A 20,021-nucleotide genomic window follows, 5' to 3' on the forward strand; every position below is an offset into this window, starting at 1 on the left:
AAGTTTTTATCCGCACCCCCCCCTTCCATCGGGTGGGAATCGGTCAAATTTTGCAAGGCTCACGTTGGAGGTGCGCTCGGCAAACGAGCTGCTTCAGGTACTGGTTGTCAATCGAGTGGTGGCAGCGTTCGCTGCTCCCGCGGTCATTCGCCGTGCTGTGGCCGCCCGGCACTGCAAGTGTAGATTGGCAATTGACGCGACGTGGTGCTGCGACGTGCGTGCCCGATGCCAAGCATCGGCAGATTTTGTGCCTGTGGTCGCTGATACAGGGCCCGCTTGGTGGGGCACTCCGTACCGTGCCACCCGGCCTTACCTTCGCCCTATCGGCCAGGCGCAACTGCAGCGCCTCGACTCTCTGTCGCCTCCAATAGCTGACGATACGCCTCCTGCAACTGTTGACTAGGGACTCTGCTCGACCATGACGCTTCCATCTGCTATGGATCCGGACGCGATCCATGCTGTTCGAGGCACTGAATTTGTACCGTCACGAATAGGGTTGGACGAGCCATTATTTGATTGACTCCATTTGTCGTTGAAAGCAGTATTCAATCTCCAATAGCATTCATCAAAAGTGTGCTGCTCAAGATGGCAATCAACATACCCGGGAGATTTACATGCCCATCGTCTTCGTTCATGGCGTTAACAACCGCGACGGCGAGGCCTACCGGGAAAATCAGAACGCGCGGGATGGTTTTCTTAAGGAGTACGTGGCTCCAGCGCTCGGCCTCAAGGCCGACAATCTTTCGGTCACGAGCCCCTATTGGGGTGAATTCGGGGTTGCCTTTGCCTGGCGAATGGCGGTACTTCCAAATCCCTCCGACGAGTTCGAGTCTTTCGGCAAGGACGAGGAGGCCGAGGCACATGGGCGTGTGGTCGGCATCTTGGCAGAGTCCCATGAGAACGCGAACATTTTGGAACTAGCGAAGACCGACTTGGCCGAAGCCGTCGACTTGCTGTACGCGTCGTCTATGGCCGGCGCTACGTCGGAGGACGAAGCCCGCGACCTCGCTCGCTCATACGAACTCGCGCTTGCCTATGCAATAGCAAACCCGCATCCTGAATGGGTATCGACGGCGGGCAAGGATAACTTTGCTGACTCGCTCACGATTGCATCCAAAGCAAAAGACGTCGAGAGCTTCGGCCCCGTTGGCAGCGTCCTCGACTCCCTCAAGGAGGCCATGTCGCGGCTGGTTGGTGCCATTCCAGACGTGACGACTGCGGTGGCGGGCAAGCTTCTGCGCAAGAAGCTTAATGCCACGGTGACCCGGTTTGCAGGTGACGCGTTCGTGTATCTCAGTGGACGCGGCACTGTCGACGCACCAGGGCCGATCGTACGCAGCGTCCTCGATGCTCTGCGCGAGGCACATGCCAAACGCACGGAGGAGGACAAGCTGGTGGTTATCGCACATAGCTTCGGCGGTGAGATCGTCTACGACATCCTGACTTATTTCGATCCAACCTTGACCATCGACTGTCTGATCACGGTGGGATCTCAGGTGGGCCTTTTCGAAGAGATGAAGCTCTATAAGGTAAGTGACCCTAAGGTCCCGCGCATCGATGCAAAAGGCAAAGTCGTTGAGGGGGACCGTGTTACGCCCCCCCAGTGCATCAAACGGTGGCTCAATGTGTTCGACACCAACGACATCCTGGGCTACCAACTAGCGCCCGTGTTCGACGGCGTCTCCGACTTCCAGTACGACACCGGCTACAGTAGTTTGGGTGCCCACGGCGGCTATTTCATGCGGCCCAGCTTCTACAAGCGCCTGGCGACGCGCCTCACCAAGGGTTGAAGACGCGTGACGCTCCTATTAAATGCCGCGATTCCGGGTCAGGCCGGCACACATGTCCTGGCGATTGGCGTGGGAAAGTATCCCCACTTGGTAGGTGGCAAGGGCCCGCTCGCGAAAGACCCCATGGGTCTGGAGCAACTGGAGTCCCCACCGGTCTCGGTCAAGGCACTGCTGGACTGGTTCATGTCACCAGCAGGCGCCGACCAGGGCTTCCAGAACCCGCTGGCCCCCCTCGCGTCAGTAGAAGCCCTTGCCTCGGCGGATGCACCGGTAGTGATCGACACGCACGGCGCCGCCATTACGCTGGAAGCCGCGATCCAGGACAACGTCCAGCAGGCCTTTGAAGACTGGCTCGCGCGATTGAAGGGCCATCCCGACAATGTCGGCATCTTTTACTTTTGCGGGCACGGCGTCATGGTGGCCGACCATCACCTGCTTTGTGAGGACTTCGGTCGCTCGCTACAGCCCTGGAACAAAGCGTTCAACATTTCCCTGACGATCCGGGCCGTGGAGCGCGAGATTCGGGGTTCCGTCTTCTTCTTTATCGACGCTTGCCGAAAGATCCCGCGTGCCGTGGCGATGAGCCTCGGTGCGTCAGGACCGCCTCTGCTGCCGCCCAATCTTGGAGCAAGTGTCTCGCGCCGGCACACCACCACGATTTACGCCGCGGGAGAGGGCGAGCTCGCGTTCGCCCCCAGGGGTGGTGCTGTCTCTAGGTTCACCTCCACCCTGCTTTGCGCGCTGTCCGGCTACTGCGGTGTCAAGGCACCGGGACAACAGACTTGGACCGTGGATGGGGAAAACCTATCGAGCGCAATACGAACGCTTCTTGAGCAGAATGAGCCGGACCTCTCTGGCAAGGCCGGCAGTGGCACACAGGTCTGCGAGCAACTGGTAACCGGCCCGCTCGTTCCCCTTATGAGGCTTTCGACCGCGCCCTCGGTAAAGGTCCGCCTGGACTTGGCGCCCCGCGAGCGGCGCGCCCTGTATGACCTCTACCTGAGTTCGTCCAAGGGCAACCATCGAGTCGCCCAGAACAAGAAGGATCAGATCTTTAAGGTGGAATTGCCGCGCGGTGTCTACGAAGTCGGGGCCGCAGATCCAGACAACAAGCTGTTGCCGGTCATCTACGTCGACGAGGAACTTTCACCACCGATGTACCTTTTCACGATGCAATCTCTACCATGAAGCAACTGCACGTCACTCTCGACTATGGCACGGCTAACTACGGTGAGCAGGTCGATCCGGACGCCGCCCTGGCTCTACCCATCAAGGCGCTCGATTCCGAAGGGACGGTGCTGGATGACGGGGCTGCTACTGTGCATCAGACGGCGACGCTACAGGTCCCCGAAGCCACCGAACTGGCCTTCGTGCGGCTGACTTGGCCGTCCGGCCGCACAGAGACCAAGAGGGTCGACCTAAGCCAGGCGCAGGACGGGCGGGTGACGTTCGCAGACACGCGCATCTCGCCTAACGAGTGGTCTGCGTGGGCAGTCCCAAAGCTCAATCCGCGGACTCCACTGGCTCGGCCGGAGTTGGGAGTGAATCTTGGCATGGACCAGTTCGAGAAGGTCTGGTTGCGTTTGTGGCGCTTCGATGGCCACGAGTGGCATCGCGAGCAGATTGAGCCGTTGGAGAGTCATCGAAGCAATGCTGCGTGGCAGATGGATCTGAGACTAAGTCGGTCATATTGGATGCTTCAAATTGGCGGCTCAGGCGTGACTTGGCGCTTCGTTGCCCTGCCTGGCGACGGGCGCGTGCGCGTACTGCTCACTCCCCGGGACTCCAGGGATAAGAGGGCCGACGACCTGAAGGTGGTCGTCACGAGCTTCCGCGCCAGTGCCGAGACCCTGCTTGAGTTTATGTCCCGCGACGCAATGCGCTCGGTGAACACACTCGCAGACTCCGCCTCTTTCGCAAGGCATCTGATCTCGGAAAAGTTCGAAGATCCGGTCGCTGCCGTGGCCGGCGCATACTATCTGCTGCGCGTCAATCAACTGGAGCGAGTGCCGCTGTGGTGGTTTGAGAATCTTTCGAGTCACTTCTCCTGGCTGCCGGATGCCGCGATCGTGCACTGCGCGCGACTGCTGCGCGAAGGCAGCAGCGTGAACACCGACCACTTCAATCCTGAGACGCTCTTCGCAGAGAGCCTCGCGCGTGGTTGGCCGATCTACGCCGAGGGCATCGGCCTGCTGCAAGAAGCCGCATCGCTTCTGGGAGGGACTTCGAAATTGCCCTCTTCTCTGTTTCAGCAAGTGCAGGCACTGGATGCGGCCAAGGCCTGGGCGGGCGCTATCGCAAGCTTCTATGGTCGCCATCCTAGCAACCCTGAGGCGCTGCATTGGACTGGCATGCCCAAGGCTCCACGGCGCCGCAGGCTCCTTCCCGAGTTGGCCAAACCTAGGGCGGCGCGCGACACCGTCCTCGCAAGCAGGGAGTCCCGGTCCGTGCCGCGATCGCCGCCGCGCGACCGCACGGTGGTCTTCGCGATGGACAAAGTTCCGACGGACCGACTTGCCAAGGCAAATGACGAAGAGTTCCTGCTAGGTAGCGTACCTCGATAGGCTTGCAGGCAGCGAGGTGCTCGACCGAGCCCTTCCTTCTAAACAGCGGCGCGCTACCCGGAAGTAGGCCGGGTGACTATTGCGACAGCCTCGATGGTGGGCAACCGCTGAATCCAAGGCCATACGGCGAAGTGCCAGAATATACGTTTGTCTAGCTAGGGGGAATCTAGACCCTCCAAATCCGAGGCGGTCGCGCGATCCGCACCGGCCTTCATGTATCCGTACCAGTACTCGAGCACATTCATCTCGATCAAGTGCTCCTTCAGCGCAAATGGAAGCTGCCGTTCAATGTCGGGCATCAGCGTCTTGAAATATGCCTGCCGCTCTGCTCCACCATTGCGCAGTAGGTCCATGTATGAGGGCAGCCTATCAGGGCTGGAACGCTTCTCTATGCGAGACGAGCGGAACATGCCGGTCATGAGAGAAGCTCGGGTATTGAGATACGCCATTGGCATATATGCATCCTCCCGCCGCTGGATGCTCTTGGTGGCAACTAGATGATCTGCCACCCAATTCACAGCCAGCACTTGGCTGGCACGGTCCCGGATGAGAGGATGGGGGTGCCCCGCATGAGACACGGTCAAGTGGTCAGGGTAGTTGGCATAGAAGCGCTGGAACATGCAGCCTATGGAGCAGGCCAGGAGGTACCACACATTAAAGGTGAGTCTGCCGCGTTCCACTAGGTACTTCAAGGTGAGATCTGTCGCTTCGGCATCGGCCATCAGCTCCCGCGCTTGTGCGGGTAGATCAGGCGGTAACGCACTCTTCGATTTCTTCGGCGCTGCGCCTTCCACCGGAGCGGCGTTACCCTCCTCCATCTCGAAGAAGCTATCGTCACAGACGCGCGACGTGCCACCCCACCTCATGAGATGGTGCCCTTGCACGACATGTCCCAGTTCGTGGAAGAACGTCCAGACCAGCATCAACTCGAACATGATGAACCTGCACCGAACATCGTCAGGCTGAAGTTGCCGCTCGTCCTTTCTGCTTTCCAGATTGCGCTTGACGAAGGCCTCGCAAATGTCCTGGAAAATTTCGGCCACGTTTGATTTGGGCAGTTGCGGGAGAGGGGTGGTGAACCGCACACGGCAATCGAGAAACATCTCCATCGCATTGAAATAATTCAATGTCTCGGTTTCCTTCGCGAGGCGCCGGCAGATGATGGGAAACGTGAACGCGTCAGCATAGATGTCTGATATCAGGGAGGATCGGAACTCCATGCGAGGATGCAGCGGGCGCGCTGGACTGATGGTGACGCCTGCATTGGATGGCCCCAAAGTGATGTCAAAGCTCAACCGCCCGCCGCGCGGCTCAAATATCTTCTCGTTGGCCCAACCCATGAGCCCGTCAATCAACTGTCGGGCGAGTTCTTCGATGAACTCTTTGTGAATGAACTTTTTCTCTTCCTGCAGCCTCAGCCGTTTCGCATCGTCGATTGGATTCACTGTGCCCCTCTCAAAGAGTCCTTACGGCTGACCTCGTTTTCGAACAGGATGCTGGTGCCGGTGAAAGCACTGCCATCTTCTGGAACTAGCCAAGTGTTCACGGCGACTTTGAGATCGCCTAAGTCAGCGGAGACTTGGCCTCGTTCAAGCGCATCAATGCCAGGATCCGCTAAGCGTCAGGCTGGCACATTTTTCGATTGAGCTATTGCAACGCTGAAGATGCCCCTGCACTCGTAATAGCCGGATCACTGGAGCCTCCCGATTTCCGCCGTTGAATCACATCAAGGGCCGCCTTCGGAGTGGGGTCCGCATACGAAAACTTGCCCCGGCTTCCTTTCCAGATTCCGCGTGAGCTTATCCCGATCACGCGACCAGTTGCGAGGTCGATGAGTGGGGCGCCCCCAGTTCCCCCAGACGTGCTGATATCCGTCGTAAACAAGATCTTGTCGTTTGCCTCAACCCCGAACGGGCCTCCCGGGCCTGCCGCTAGTACGCGACCAGGAAGCAAACGCTTGACTGGAACCGTCCCCTGATTTCCGAGCAAGTGTTTCATAAACTCCCCCGGCATGCGGGCGTCGTGGGAGGGAAAACCGATAAATGCAGCGTACTGATTGATATATCGCGCGAAATCGACGGATGGCCCCAGTTCAATAGGCGGGTGAATGGCAGGATCGTGTCCTGAAACTGGGGCAAGCACGAAATTGGAACCCAACTGGCTGAAGATTGTGCCTGTCCCTATCTGCAGTCCCTCGCTGCAGTCTCGGCCCTTGAAGCAGAGCATGACCGGAGTGCTTCCATCGGGTCCCTTGGACATCCGTCTTGCGAGATCGAGAACATATCCCGCCGAAGCAATGACGCCGGGCGCGACGACGAACGCAGTCCCACAGGGCTGTCCGCCAACGGTCACAAGGCCGACAGAATCTGCAGCGCTCGTAAGCGCCTCCTGGTATGGCTCCAGAACGCGCGCCCAGTTCTCAGGGACGTCCTTAGGACCGGGATCCATGACGATCGCAGGACGTGCCCGAGCAAGGGCGGCGTAGCTGCGCTCCTCGGCCGGGAGTTTCTGGATCTCGGGTTGCAGCATCGAATAGCGCAAACGATCCTCCTGAGCTTCAGCAACTTCGGCAAGCTTGCGGTCCTTCTCAGGAAGAAGATCAAGCAGGTCAGCTCTCAAACGATACACCTCTGGAAGCAGGGCCTGACTGCTGTAGTGCGTCTTGAGCTGAGCGACCCTTCGGCGCACGACTTCAGCCTCACCCGCATCCAAACCGGTGCGTGTCGACGCCTTCTCACTCAAGGCATAGAGGTCGCCGAGAGCGACCGAGAAGTCGCACAATTGAAGCATCGGATACTTGAGGTCCGCTGACGCAGCAGCTTGCGCCCATGACACCCAGCATGCGATATAACTTGCCGCAGCTTCGCTATTGGGCTGAGTCGGTACTAAAAACTTGGTGAGGTCCGGCGCAGTGTTCAGTCGCGGCGCGCGAGGCCAGTCCACCGCTGCGAGCACGTAGCTACCTCGGACCGCGACGTTTCCTGTGACCTCATTCGGGGCCAGGAATGCCCGACGCATAACCGTAAGAAGCTGCCGAATGTTGACGTTTTGAACTGTGAGGTCAACCCCGCTCAGCAACTCCTGCGGCAGTCTCAAGTTGACCATGCCAGGCAACACAAAAGTCGAATCGCTGGGCGCATCGGCAGACCTTGCCTTTTGATAGTGCTTGAACTGCTGGACCTGAATCGTATGCGCCGCGACGACTCGTTTTGCGAACTGGGCGCTCACAGCTTCATCCGCGCCTGTCTCAGAGACCACTTCGAATTTTCCGATGTAGACGCGCTTGTCAAACCATACCGTCCATAGCTCAAGGAAGAATATTCCAGCCAGCAGGAGCAGGATCAGGCTGTAGAGCAATTTGGGTACGAGGATCATGTCATCCCTTTTTAATAGTCGTGGCACGCGTCAATCGCACACAGCAGTTGACGCAGTCTTCCCCACATCAGTATGTGGGAGTAACACGCGCTGAGCAAGATGAGATTGCGTCACGTACGTATTTCGGTCCCTTCTGGACAGTAGGGGCGGATTGAGTTGGACAGCGGGAACGGCGGGACTTGGACACAGAGATCGGCTCTCGTTTGCATTTCCAGGTCGCTGAGATGAGCGTCTGTTCAGCTTCGCCTAATCGCCTTCTTGGGTGATACGGGGCACTGGCGCGACCAGCTAGGCTTCCGCTATCGGCCGGCTGTGTGAAAACGTCGATGGCCGACTTTTGTGGGGGTACTTCAACCATTGCTCGCATCGAGATCTTGCGTTGTAGGTCGATCTGATCGGAAGATTGCTGAGCAGAGCGGCAAGTTCAGGGCGTAACGCGCGTTTTCACACAGCCTCGGCCAGAAGTAGACATCCCCGTCCTACCGCTTCAGGATAGGACTCGGCAGACGTTGGTAAGCTCTTGGGGTGAAACAACCCATGATGCCCATGCTCCAGTCCGACGCAGCAGTGCAATTCACGCTGCGCTACCTCGCGCTGCTTGAGACACACTTGCTAATCACTTGGACAAGTGACGATCGACCCGTCTGCGTGGTCGACTGGATCGGGGACGACGCCATCGCGGCGCTGAAAGCAGCATTGGCCGACTTACTCGGCAGCCCTCTGCATACAGATGCGCGACAAGCGACCATCGCGTACGGAGCTGAACACATTCAGACGGTTGGCTTTGGCTTGGCGCCGGACTTCACCGAATTTATCAAGCTCGGTCTCATTTATGGCGAGCGCGTGGTGCTATGGGACATCGTGGCCAGTCGTTACTTGGCCAAGCCCCAATTCGAGGTCGCCTCCAAGAGCGTACTTGCCCAATCGGCGTGCGAACTTTTGATGCTTCGCTCCGTGGTTGAGCGAGGTGGTGTAGTCGTCCTCGGGCATCCCATCACCTGGAGCCCACTGGCAGCCGAAATCGACGGCGAGCTACATGGGGAACAAAACGTCTCGGCAGCGACCTTGGGTCTGTCTATTGCCTTGGCTGCCATCGAGGAAGGACTGCCCTTGCATCCCTATGCATTGCTGCGTGATGGCTATCGGCCGGCAACAGCGCAAAGGGTCGAATCTCAGACCGATGAATTGTTCTCGGCACAGAACTATGTCTTTCAGCAGTCCATCGGCAGTCTGCTACGTGACCAAAGAGTCGGCTACTTACGTGACGTGCGCGTGGTGGATTTCTTCGACGTCCTGTCTGAGCACTCGTCGTTGAGGCGAGCCCTGCGTCGGCATTTTTCGTTGACGCTTGAGGGAATGTCCCCGCAACAGGCAAAGGTTGAATCAGAAGCGCTGACGGAGGATCTCGTCAGGTTGATCGAAAAGCAAAACGCGGCTATCACCGATTACGTCGCTGAGGGCGTGGACGCGACCGGCACGTTCCTGCTGGCGTCCATTGCTGCCATCTCCGTTGGCATGCCATTGGTGCAGATGCTATCAGCTGTCGGCGCGGTGGCTCTCCCTTTAACCACGGCAGTTAGAAAGTGGGCGAACAGGCCTCCCAGAAACATAATTGTCCAATCCTTTAAGACGCTGGCGGACGACGCGGAGAATTCCATGCCGTGTGTGCCATCTTTGCTCGAACCGTCGTCGGAAGCGGTCAAGGGTGTGGTTGAGCCGAGTATCCAGGACCTCCACAACCGATTCATGGCATTCCACTGGGCCAGTGACAGACACCACTTGCTCGAATCCCTATCACCGGAAGTCGCGAGGGCGCTGCTGGCGACCTTGGGGCCGAACGATCTTTGGACCATCGTCAACGAACGCCACCGCCAGGAGGCCTACATTGGAGACTACTTGGCCCACCTTTGGAAGGTCGATGAGGCAAGCTACTGGGAGCATCTAGGGAAGTCGTGCGAGTCACCTGACGGGTTGTTGGCCTATGACCTCGAAGAACATGTCGACAACATGCGCAGTTGCACGATTCCCATCAAAGTCTGGAGCCAGGTGCTCGACTCGCTCTTCGTCGCACATGCGGAAGCTCTGGACGTGCGCAACTATGACTACGCGTTGGAGCGCCTCTTGGAGATCATTGTCTTTCAGTGCGAGCGCGCAGACGACGCTGCAGAGAAACGAGCCGCGCTGGTTTCGCAGGCGGCGGGCCTTGATCCGGCGCGGAGCGCGGCGTTGGCCGATTTTTTGAAGACCGCATTTGGGGGGCAACTTCCTGCTTGGATAGTGATCTGATGGGCCGCTGCGTCGTTGTCCGCCGGTCAGCAACGGCACCATTCATCCACTTAGGGTGGCTTTGGAAACCTCTTCGGTATCTAGGTTGGGAAGCACACGCAGCGTAAGCGTCCGGTCATGCCACCTTGACTACTCGTCGAACCAAGATAATCAACCAATCGGAAGCGAATCGTCTCAGTGCTGGCCGTGAACTTCCGGCTTGAGCTCACTATGCGTTGGGCAGTGGACGCAGCCGTCGGATCCGACGGTCCATCCAGCCTTTCTGGCTCGGACGGCAATCTCAGCCGCCCATTGATCGATCGGATCGGTGAACGGTTCTGCCAACGATGGTTCAAACAGGTTTAAACAGCCTGGCGTTTGGCAGCTCACGATGATGACCGTGTAGGCAATGTCCTCAATAGGGTCTGTTGGCGTCATAGGGCTCGAGTATCTACGGCCTTCCAGCGATGGGGCAGTAATTCCTCGATGCGGTGGTTCGGATGGGTTGGCAGCCGTTCCAACACGTCCTTGAGGTAGACCCATGGATCGTGCCCGTGCAGCTTGGCCGAGTGCACGAGGCTCATCACGACCGCAGCCCGCTGGCCCGCGAGTTCACTGCCGGCGAACAACCATGCCTTGCGTCCCATCGCCCACGGGCGAATCAGGTTCTCGCAGTGGTTGTTGTCGATGCTCACCTCGCCGTCCGCGAGGAAGCAGCCGAGCGCGTCCCAGCGGTTGAGGCTGTAGTCGAGCGCACCGGAAGCACCACCGCCGTCAGGCACCTTGCGCCGCTCGACAACCATCCAGGCATGCAGCGCGTTCCACAGCGGCAGGCTGCGCTCCTTGCGTGCCGCAAGCCGCTCGCGCGGCGGCAGCGACGCGATCTCCTGCTCGATGCGGTAGAGCGCCGCGATGCGCTGCAGCGCCGGGGCGGCGACCACGCTCGTGCCTGCCTTGAGCAGCTCTGAATCTATCCACCGCGTCACGGATTTTGGACTTCAGCTGATCTAGTGGCAGTGACGTCGCTGGCGCGTAGTGCTTACCTTCAATCCCCACTTCCAGCCATTCACCGGGGTGTCTCCGATCGCGTCCACCCCACCCTGCGGCCCGTTCTTCATCAGCCGAAATCCCATTCCGGTAACTTCAGTGAACATGTCCCGGACCAGTCCCTCAAACCCGTCGGACTTCGTGGCATTGAGGTCTCGCATTGCAGTAAACAATGGATCTAACTCGTTCATACATCTTCTTTGCTATCTGACTAAGTGGTAAAGGTCGTCTGAGGGCCTTCGATTCAGGTTCGCGATCCCACTCTACATCTGTCTCGCTCGAGCAATCAGGCGGCCTGTACACCAGCGCAACCAGACGAAATGTGTCTATGATGAGAATCATCGGGTGAAGAGACGTTCCATGCTGTGCTCAGGGGGGTATTGATGGCCAGTATTCCAGTTATTCTGTGATGTTCAGGAGGGCCTTATTCGATGAAGATCAGAAGAATAAAAATCGAGAACTTTCGGGGCATAAAAAAGCTTGACTGGAGCCTCCCAAATGCGGATATTTTCTGCCTGATTGGAAAAGGTGACTCTTCTAAATCCACCATCCTTGAGGCCATCAGGTATGTCTTCTATCCCCAGTGGAACCTGACCCTAGGCGATGCCGATTTCTACCAGTGCAAGGTAGCCGACTCCATCGTCATAGAAATCACAATTGGAGCATTGACCGACGCCTTCTGCGCCTTGGACAAGTACGGCCAGTACCTCCGTGGCTGGAATTCCGCTACCCTCAAGCTCACCGATGAACCTGAAGATCACCTAGAGAGTGTCCTGACGGCACGGCTGACGGTCGACAAAGATCTCGAGCCCAAGTGGATGGTTGTCTGTGATCGCCACCCTGAAGGTGTTCCGTTCAAGCAAGGCGATAGGAACAAGGTCAGTGTCGGCCTCATCGGTGCCTACAGCGAGAAGCAGCTTTCATGGGCTATAGGCACGGCGTTGGCTAAGCTCACTGAGGCCCAGAGTCTGAACGATCTCTTGGCGACGGCCTCACGCACGGCCAGAGCCTCTTTGGATGCGAACCGGCCTGTCACGCTCAAGAATTTCGATGCGGCGGCTGCGAAGTCTCAAGACATAGCGAAGCTGTTGGGTGTGCCGGTGTCGGACGCTTACAAGGCTCACCTTGACCTGGCTTCCATCAACCTGAAGGTGGGTGGGTTGGCCCTCCATGACGGTGAAATTCCTCTTCGTCAGCTAGGTCTTGGATCACGGCGAATGCTGCTGTGTGGCATTCAGAAGATGGGTTTGGAAGAAGGCCATATCACCTTGTTTGACGAGGTGGAGTTCGGCTTGGAGCCGCACCGAATCACACGTCTGATCAAGCATGTCCGGGAAGACAAACGAGGCCAATACTTCCTCACCACCCACTCACCCACGGTCCTGCGGGAACTGACCGTGAATGACCTGTACATCGTTCATAGCCAGGCAGGTGTCGTGCGGATCACTCCCGCTTACTGCGATGGGTTGGCTGCTCACGAGGCGCAAGGAAGGATTCGCTCTAGTGCGGAAGCGTTCTTGTCGAAGAAGGTCGTCGTCTGTGAGGGGGCTACCGAGGTCGGGTTCATGAGGGGATATGACGACTATCAGGTCGGCAAGGGCAAAGATCCATTCTCCTATCACGGCGTGTCCCTGCTGAATGCAGGTGGGGCGAGCAAGATCAAAGCTCTGGCAGAGGCATTCAAGCTGCTCGGCTATGACGTCTGCGTTGTAGCTGACGGGGATGCAGAGAAACAGTTTTCTCCTGCTCATGAGGCGGAGTTGAGAGACAAGGGCATTTTGGTCCACGTGTGGACCGACAAGCTCTCATTGGAGCAAAGGGCGTTTCAGGACTTGCCGTGGATCAGCGTGATTTCGAGTGTGCAACTCGCCAAAACTGTTCCTAGCCTATCTGTCTACGACAACGTGCGCTCTTGGTTAAAGATGCCGCTTGATGAAGACGTGACCAAGTGGGGCGACAGTCCTGAACTGAGGCTCGCTATCGGGAATGCAGCGAAAGGCAGCGACTGGTTCAAGGACATCACCCGTGGCGATTTGTGGGTGCAGGCTATCAGCCCTTCGTTCAATGATGCTGATTTCTCAAAGAAGGACATAGCCACAAAGCTCGCCCAGCTTTGGGCTTGGGCAGAGCATGTCTGAGGAATTGGCCCGCAAACTCAACGACTTCACTAGCAAGGGGTATGTGATAGCGCCAGCCGGCTACGGAAAGACGCACCTCATTGCCATGGCAGTGAAAGCTGCCTCCAAACGGCAACTGATCTTGACCCACACCTTTGCGGGCGTGAACTCCATCAAGACCAAGATGAATGCTCTTGGTGTGCCTGCTTCCAAGTACCAGATAGACACGATAGCGAGTTGGTCACTTCGTCTCTGTCTGGCCTACCCGAAGACTTCTGGGTGGAAGGCAGAGCATCCTACAAGCAAGCAGTGGAACAAGCTCTACGAATGCTGCTCAGGGTTGCTTGCCAAGCAGTTCGTTCGTTGCGTTGTCGCTGCCACCTATGCGGGTGTCTATGTAGACGAGTACCAAGACTGCTCCGATCTGCAGCACACCCTTGTCTGTGCCTTCGCTGAGTTCATGCCTTGCCGAATTCTGGGCGATCCTATGCAGGCCATCTTTGACTTTGGTGGTGACGAAGGCAAGCCTGTAGATTGGGCGGTGAGTGTCTACCCGACCTTCATGTGCCTAGGTCAGCTAGATACGCCATGGCGCTGGAAGACAACAGGTGACCCGAAGCTTGGGGATTGGCTCAAGAAGGCAAGGGAAACACTAGAACAGGGGCAGAAGATCGATCTTTTGAACGGCCTGCCTGCCTGTGTGAAACGTGCCCACACGACCCCAGAATTTTTGGCGTCAAAGCAGTACTCCTCTCTCATGGGGTTGCTTGGCCATAGCGACAGTGTGATTGCCCTTCATGGCGGCGATCAGCAGTCCAAGAACAAGACCCATCTCTTGGCAAGAGCCACGGCTGGAAAGTTCTCTTCCATTGAAGAGGTTGAAGGCAAGGATCTTCACTCGTTCATCAAGAAGCTGGTTGCAGCCAGAACAACGCAGCAGGGCTTCCTCCTGGCTTTGGATTTTTCCAAGAAGTGCTTCACTGGTGTAGGGGACATCTTGACGGCTGGCACCAAGAGAGGCGAGGTTGCAAACCAAAGCAAGGGGACCAGATATCCCTTGGTCCTGCATGCCGCGAATGCTTACCTAAAAGAGCCGACCAGTGCTCACCTCAGAGCCTTCTTCTTGGCATTGAAGGCCAACCCTGAAACGTCTGCCTACCGTCGCGATCTGCTGTATCGCTTCGTCAACGTGCTGAAGATTCACATTGACGGTGGAGGGGCGACTCTGACGGAAGCGGCAAACTTGTACCAACGAGACATGAGGCACACGGGGAGGCCGATCAGCCACCGTAAGCTCATCGGCACAACGCTGCTGGTGAAGGGGCTGGAGTACGACCATGCTGTCATCCTCGATGCAGACACTCTGGATCTTAAGGATCTGTATGTCGCAATGACTCGTGGCGCCAAGACCCTGACCATAGTTGGCGAGCAACGGCACCTGCCGGCAAGGTAACGACATGACCAAGAAGCTCTTACTGGTTGATCTGGAGAACAATCGACTTTTCGATACGGCCGAATGCCCAGCCGTGAGGTGCGTCAAAGAGCTCGCTTGGATGCGCGTGGACGCTCGACGAACTAGGTCATAGGCTGGAAGCCCAGTTGCGCTCTAGAGGTTCAATGGCTGCAAAGAAGAAGCTGTTCGAGGTAGACAGGCTGGTTCTATCCCGTATAGAGCAAGAGCATCATTTGATCGACTGCTGCGCTGAACTAGGCTGCGGTCAACTGAACGCTCAAACCATTGGCACGTAGAAGCGGAGATCGCATTTCCGATGAAGCCCATATCGCCAGGCCTTCGATGTTGGGCACCGAACCGGAAAACCTCCAACGCTGAACCCAGATTTTTAAGCATGGGCGGCGCGACCTGGGCTCGCTCTCTTTTCTTAACTGGCATCAGCATCGGCCTGTAGAAGCTTCAGCGCAGCGGGATCGGTCGGTAGCAGGGTTCGAATCTTGCCGTTGACCATGCCGGTCACGGGAATGCCTGCCCGCAGATCAGACAACACGGCCTGGCGCGTCGCGCGTCTGGCGATATCGGCGATATCAGTGGCTGTGAGGCCAAAAATTGTGGGCTCTCGTTGAGACATGCCTATAAGCTACAACTGCCCTGCGGCGGGGTCAATCGCACAGCTTCGACGGCTTCACGACGCTTGGCGTTCTGCAGTAGGGGTGTTGCCATGAAGAGACCGCACTATGAGATGTCGGGCCGGCGGATGCGTGAGCATCCATCGCACACATCAGGGGCGTCTGACAGGCGGGCCATAGAGCGAACTTGATGGATATTTATGGCTTTATCTGAAATATAGGCTTTGGAATTTACAAGCTGAAATTCGATCTGATGCAAGAAAAATTTGACATCGAGCTGAGTCAATGCGTTGGCCAAAATTCTGTTTCTTTCTCTGAAAAAAAGCGATACATTCGCGTCGTCTTGTTACATCCTTTGGAGGTAGGTCATGGCGAGGCGTGCAAATCGACTTGGAGTTCTTGGCTCAATTTTCGGAACCGCAATTCTTCTCTCTGGTTGTGCCGGCGTGAATTTTTATTCGGATTCAAAATTAGAGAATAAGACTGGCATCCCAATCTATGGATCGAAGCCTTATGTTTTGGTTAAAAGGACCAAGGCCAAGGATAAACCACTAGAGATATCCATAGAGTACATAACTGATCGATCACAAGTTATCTATGCCGATCCAAGGGGCGGGTTTGGGTCGGCGGATCTGAAACTGAGTCTTTCTAATGGGCAGCTGACGCAGTTTGGTCAAATTACGGACACAAAGATACCGGAATTGATTTCGGCAGTCTCTGGTCTTCTTACAGCTCGTGGCAACTCAGAAAAAGCACTTGCTGAAGCAGATAGCATCAAAGGCAAGATTGGTGTGGCAACTACCCAAAGTGCAAAAGTCCCGGATGCTAGTACTCTTAGAGAGATTAAGGTGTTGTTGTTCGATATGACCAGATCCGAGGCTGTAACTGATCTCAGAAAATTAGATCCATCTGAATTGAGTGTCGTTCAGCGGGTTGAAGCTGCGCTCGGAAAGCTATCAGGTGCCAACCCCGCACAAGTGACGCAGGGTGGAGATGATTTAATTGAGGCAGGAAAAGATTTTGCCGCATTGCCAGAAGATCGGACTGGCACCAGTGCAAGGACTATCGCACTCCAAAGGGTAACCCACTGGAAGCCTAGGCTGGCAGGAATTGTGGCAAGTATTATGCCGGATGCACCAGCACCCGCTGATGATTTCGAGTTGTACGAGATCACTCACACAGGCGGTCTGAGAAGGGTGAAATAGTGAGAGGGATTGATCATTCCACTGCTCTTCGTTTTACAGCAAATGTTCGGTCTGTTCGAGACGAAGCTGATGAGCGCATTGGCAGCCGATGCGAAATAATCGGCTCCATGATCGGAATGAAAATTCGCGCAGATGAGCCAGTTGCGCGACCTTGTTTGACCTATTTCGTCAAGGAAAAAATTCCACTCGAGGAGCTGCCTCCTCGTGCACGTATCCCGTCCCGACTTGTGCTATCTGGAACAAGCATTCCAACAGACGTGATAGTTTGGCCAAAAATGGAGATGCATGATCTATCCCGTGGAAAATTTATCCGTGACGGATTCACTCAAGGAGTTTTAACTGCATTCGCGGAGTCCCGCTATGGGCGATGGGGGTTGAGTTGCGGACATTGCATGCTGGGGCCCGATCAAAAGCCGTACACGCATGCAGATATCGAAATGCACGATCATGCTTCGGGGAACTTCGTGTCGGCAGGCCCTACCGCTCAAACCTATTTTTCGCCTGGTGGTAGTTTGATTTCAGGTGCTCGTGGTTACATCGACTGCGGGCTATTTGCTTTAGTCGATGAAAAGTTACGCGCAAGGGCTGAAACTGCGCTGCCGCTGGACACGGTGGACTTGGCTTCGACCGCGTATCAACGTCTCACAGGTGAAAGTGTTATGGCGATTGGAGAGGTCATAGGCGGTAAACGTAGTGGCTTGGTGATTGGAATCGATCAATTTGGCATTGATGATTACAGCGATATTGTCTTAAAGGTCGATCTGCCAGGATTAATAGTTGGGGATAGTGGAATGCTGTGGCTTACCAGCGATGGCAGAGCCGCTGCGATACATTGCCGAGGTGAGATAGTAAAAAGAGGTAATGGCAGTATTTTGGTTACAGCAATGTCAGCACAAAGGGCTTCGGAGGTTTTAGGTGTAACTCTGCTGATGGAAAAATAGTCAGCCCTTTTGGCATGCGAGGGTAAACGTTATGAGTCAACGGTCAGCGCTGGAAGAGTGGGAAGTGCCCTTAGTCGTCGCATCCCGGAAGATCATATGATTGTTTGTGGAACAGATCCGGGTATTCTAGGTGTCGTTGCTTCATGGCCTGCATCGGCGTCTTGCTACATAGTGCTGATTGAGGCAACTAGCTGTTGTATTGGGCCACATAACGCTTCAAGGTCCGCTCCATGTCCTTGTGGCGTTTGAACCGGCAAGTGTTCAGTACATCCGCTATGCGGCCATTGAACCGCTCCACCACGCCATTGGTTCTAGAGGTGGTAGGCTTGGGCAGCCCGTAGCCTGGATGCAGTTCTTATTGAATCCCTCGTATCTCCGAGTATCCTGAATTACTTTTTTCGCCTCCGATACAATATCATTGTGGAGTAGAAAGTCCGAGTCGCTACAAAATGATCGTTTCGTTCACCGATCCGTCCTTACACAAAGTGAACGCGAATAACGGATTGCTTATTGGGGCTCCGGCGACAGACTGCAGCCCTATGGCGACAATGCGAGCATGACAAAACATCAGCTGACAACTACACAAAGTGGCCAAATCATCACCACTCCCGAACTGGCAAGGCGCACCGCTGGCGGCATCGACTACATTCGGACTAAAGGCAACCTAGTGAAGGGTCTGGCTCTGAGAAGAGAGCTGAACTCCACCGCGCCAGGGTATGTGGTGGTAGGCAAAGGTCCAAACATTGAAGCAAGGGCAAGGCTGTTTCTGAAATCTGGCGTTGCTGTTCCAACTTACATAAAGATGGGCACCAACGCCTGGACCCTGGCAGGCAGCTATCGCGCCATTGCCTACTTGACAGATCATGCAAGTATTGAGACGTATCGAGGAGACCGCCTCGCTGATGGGGTCGCTGGCATCCTGAAACTCGAAGGCACCGATAGCTCGACTGTGCATGTCGGCGTTGATTGTGGCTACGCCAATCCTGAAACCCGCAGAGCTGTCGAGCTCGCAGCTGTGCATTTCGTTCAAGTGTCCTTCGAAGCGCAGGGCTATACGGTTGAAGACGTGCAGAGCCTGAATCTGGGCTATGACCTGCTGGCGATCAATGCTCTTTCCACGCTCAAGCTTGAGGTCAAAGGGACGGATGCTTCGACTCCGCGCTTTTTCCTCACGCGCAACGAACGGCAGTGCGCTGGTTTTGACGAGGGGTGGCGATTGGTCATGGTGACAAGTGCCAGGACGGCTCCCAAGCAGCAAGTCATGACCATTCAGGAGGTCGAGCGGATTTTCGACTTGGACCCTTTGGCCTGGGAATGCACTCAGAGGGCGTAAGTTAACTCTTCTGTATCAGCCGCCCACCCCACTCTTGATGTCCACCGTGTCCTTTCTGGTGGCTTGAGCACGGAGCTTCCGGCATAGGACGGCTTACTTTCCGTAGCCCCTTTGCCGGATCTCAAGTGCCTCGGCGCAAAGCCTGCCATTCGCGTTTTTCAAGAAGCCGAACCCTCAACGTTTGCCTGAAGACGCAGTTGAGGTACAAGCCCTGTGGGAAGACGCGGATCCCCAGGGCCCCACGGACTTTTTCAACAACCAGATCATCGATGGCGCTGATTGAGCGCAGTACCGCCGCTGCGTTAGCTACTTCAAGCGCTGGCGCAACCAAAGACTGTCGGGCGGTCGCGTGCTCAGCATCTTGCTGACGCAGTGCGCGGTGAACTGGTTCAAGCTTAAGCAGAGCACCTCGGGCGCGGCGCTGGACCTAGAGGCGAGGGTCTCACTGACGCAGAGCATCCTCGGCTGCGTATTTCGGCTCCCCTGGACAGCCGGTTTGGCACCGTATATACCGAGTTCGACACCGCGAGCAGAAGGCGGCACATAGCCTGCTAAACCCTCGCTGAGGAAAAGTTGGGGGGTGGGCTAGATTTTCGCTATCGGCCCGGGCTGTGCGAACGTCGATGCAGGGCTTTGCGGGGGTAATTCAACCATTGCTCCTATCGCGATCGTGCGTTGTAGGCCGATCTGAGCGGCCGACTTCTGAGCCGGTCGTCAAGCTGATGGCGTCATGCGCGTTTTCACACAGCCTAGGCCGAGGCCGATAGCGGGTGTCTAGCTGGTCGCCCCAGTGCCCTGTATCACCCAAGTAGGCGACTCGGCGAAGCTGAACAGATGCTCATCGTCGCGACCTGAGAATTTCCACGAGAGCCGATCTTTGTGTCTAGTTAGCGCAGTTCCCCCATTTCCAACCCAGTTCGACCCCACTGAGCAGCAGCGACCGAAATATGCACTCGGCCGCTTCTCGTCGATCAACCACAACGAGGGCGCGCACGAGCGGACCAACGTGCACCTTCCCGCAATGCCCTATGACAAACTGACGCGCAGGATGGCTATGGTGTAGATGACGAATTTCGAGAACGAACTCACGGCGTTGAACGAGGCGTTGGTTTCCGCCTATGACGAGGTGGCACCGGAGGACCCATGCAAGCTGCTGGCCAAGCAGTTCGACGATGACTTTCCGATCCCACAAGAGTAAATGGCTGCTGAGGGTGAAAATCACAAAGCGTAGGCAGTCGTTCCTTCATTGATCTTAGGCGGCTTCGGATACTTCCATTAAATTGCAATTTGAAGATTGACCTG

Annotated in this window: 14 protein-coding genes and 2 pseudogenes; 10 read left to right on the forward strand and 6 right to left on the reverse strand. The window is 56.3% G+C overall.

The features are described 5' to 3' along the window. Positions 1–614: 614 nt before the first annotated feature. The 3 genes from PMI14_RS31090 to PMI14_RS31100 are packed head-to-tail and all read left to right on the forward strand — an operon-like array spanning position 615 to position 4,354. Complete coding sequence (locus PMI14_RS31090) at positions 615–1,790, forward strand: hypothetical protein (protein WP_007861349.1); 1,176 nt, start codon at positions 615–617, stop codon at positions 1,788–1,790. Between the two features lie 6 nt (positions 1,791–1,796). Continuing rightward, positions 1,797–2,978 carry a caspase family protein gene (locus tag PMI14_RS31095; protein WP_146187975.1) on the forward strand — a complete coding sequence of 394 codons (1,182 nt, stop codon included), beginning with the start codon at positions 1,797–1,799 and terminating at the stop codon, positions 2,976–2,978. Further along, on the forward strand, positions 2,975–4,354 hold the full coding sequence (locus PMI14_RS31100) for a hypothetical protein (protein ID WP_007861353.1): 1,380 nt from the start codon (positions 2,975–2,977) through the stop codon (positions 4,352–4,354). Before PMI14_RS31095 ends, PMI14_RS31100 begins: the two co-directional genes overlap by 4 nt. 155 nt (positions 4,355–4,509) lie before the next feature. Here PMI14_RS31100 and PMI14_RS31105 read toward each other — a convergent pair whose 3' ends face one another. Both PMI14_RS31105 and PMI14_RS31110 read right to left on the reverse strand, forming a co-directional pair. Next, entirely contained in the window at positions 4,510–5,799 is a 1,290-nt protein-coding gene (locus tag PMI14_RS31105) for a hypothetical protein (RefSeq protein ID WP_007861354.1), read from the reverse strand. Positions 5,800–6,001: 202 nt separating this feature from the next. Beyond that, positions 6,002–7,729, reverse strand: coding sequence for a trypsin-like peptidase domain-containing protein (locus PMI14_RS31110; RefSeq protein WP_007861355.1), 1,728 nt, complete (start codon positions 7,727–7,729; stop codon positions 6,002–6,004). Positions 7,730–8,275: 546 nt separating this feature from the next. On the opposite strand from PMI14_RS31110, the gene PMI14_RS31115 reads away from it, so the two are divergent. Then, positions 8,276–10,015: a hypothetical protein gene (locus PMI14_RS31115; protein WP_146187974.1), complete on the forward strand. Its 1,740-nt coding sequence runs from the start codon at positions 8,276–8,278 to the stop codon at positions 10,013–10,015. Between the two features lie 174 nt (positions 10,016–10,189). On the opposite strand, the gene PMI14_RS35290 is transcribed toward PMI14_RS31115, so the two are convergent. After that, positions 10,190–10,432 carry a hypothetical protein gene (locus PMI14_RS35290; protein WP_158279171.1) on the reverse strand — a complete coding sequence of 81 codons (243 nt, stop codon included), beginning with the start codon at positions 10,430–10,432 and terminating at the stop codon, positions 10,190–10,192. Further along, positions 10,429–10,959 (reverse strand): annotated as a pseudogene (locus PMI14_RS31120) (transposase); the annotation flags it as partial. The pseudogene PMI14_RS31120 and the gene PMI14_RS35290, both read right to left, overlap by 4 nt. A gap of 513 nt (positions 10,960–11,472) precedes the next feature. Here PMI14_RS31120 and PMI14_RS33885 point away from each other — a divergent pair. Together PMI14_RS33885 and PMI14_RS31135 are read left to right on the forward strand one after the other, a co-directional pair. Beyond that, entirely contained in the window at positions 11,473–13,179 is a 1,707-nt protein-coding gene (locus PMI14_RS33885) for an ATP-dependent endonuclease (protein ID WP_007861362.1), read from the forward strand. After that, positions 13,172–14,611: an AAA family ATPase gene (locus PMI14_RS31135; protein ID WP_007861364.1), complete on the forward strand. Its 1,440-nt coding sequence runs from the start codon at positions 13,172–13,174 to the stop codon at positions 14,609–14,611. Before PMI14_RS33885 ends, PMI14_RS31135 begins: the two co-directional genes overlap by 8 nt. A 427-nt stretch (positions 14,612–15,038) precedes the next feature. On the opposite strand, the gene PMI14_RS35215 is transcribed toward PMI14_RS31135, so the two are convergent. Further along, positions 15,039–15,242, reverse strand: a complete 204-nt coding sequence (locus tag PMI14_RS35215) for a hypothetical protein (RefSeq protein WP_108016750.1) — start codon at positions 15,240–15,242, stop codon at positions 15,039–15,041. Positions 15,243–15,686: 444 nt separating this feature from the next. On the opposite strand from PMI14_RS35215, the gene PMI14_RS35220 reads away from it, so the two are divergent. Further along, a complete protein-coding gene (locus PMI14_RS35220; protein ID WP_146187973.1) occupies positions 15,687–16,445 on the forward strand; it encodes a hypothetical protein in 759 nt (252 codons plus the stop codon). A gap of 107 nt (positions 16,446–16,552) precedes the next feature. After that, positions 16,553–17,386, forward strand: a complete 834-nt coding sequence (locus tag PMI14_RS35225; RefSeq protein ID WP_007861375.1) for a hypothetical protein — start codon at positions 16,553–16,555, stop codon at positions 17,384–17,386. Positions 17,387–17,456: 70 nt separating this feature from the next. On the opposite strand, the pseudogene PMI14_RS34635 reads toward PMI14_RS35225, so the two are convergent. Next, positions 17,457–17,720 (reverse strand): annotated as a pseudogene (locus PMI14_RS34635) (integrase core domain-containing protein); the annotation flags it as partial. Positions 17,721–17,942: 222 nt separating this feature from the next. Between PMI14_RS34635 and PMI14_RS34530 the strand changes: the two are divergent. After that, the gene (locus tag PMI14_RS34530; RefSeq protein WP_081497450.1) at positions 17,943–18,719 is read left to right on the forward strand and encodes a protein NO VEIN domain-containing protein; all 777 of its coding nucleotides are present in this window, start codon (positions 17,943–17,945) and stop codon (positions 18,717–18,719) included. Between the two features lie 1,063 nt (positions 18,720–19,782). Further along, on the forward strand, positions 19,783–19,917 hold the full coding sequence (locus PMI14_RS35820) for a hypothetical protein (RefSeq protein ID WP_007861377.1): 135 nt from the start codon (positions 19,783–19,785) through the stop codon (positions 19,915–19,917). Positions 19,918–20,021 lie beyond the last annotated feature (104 nt).

This window comes from Acidovorax sp. CF316 (assembly GCF_000276605.1).
Lineage (GTDB): Bacteria > Pseudomonadota > Gammaproteobacteria > Burkholderiales > Burkholderiaceae_C > Acidovorax.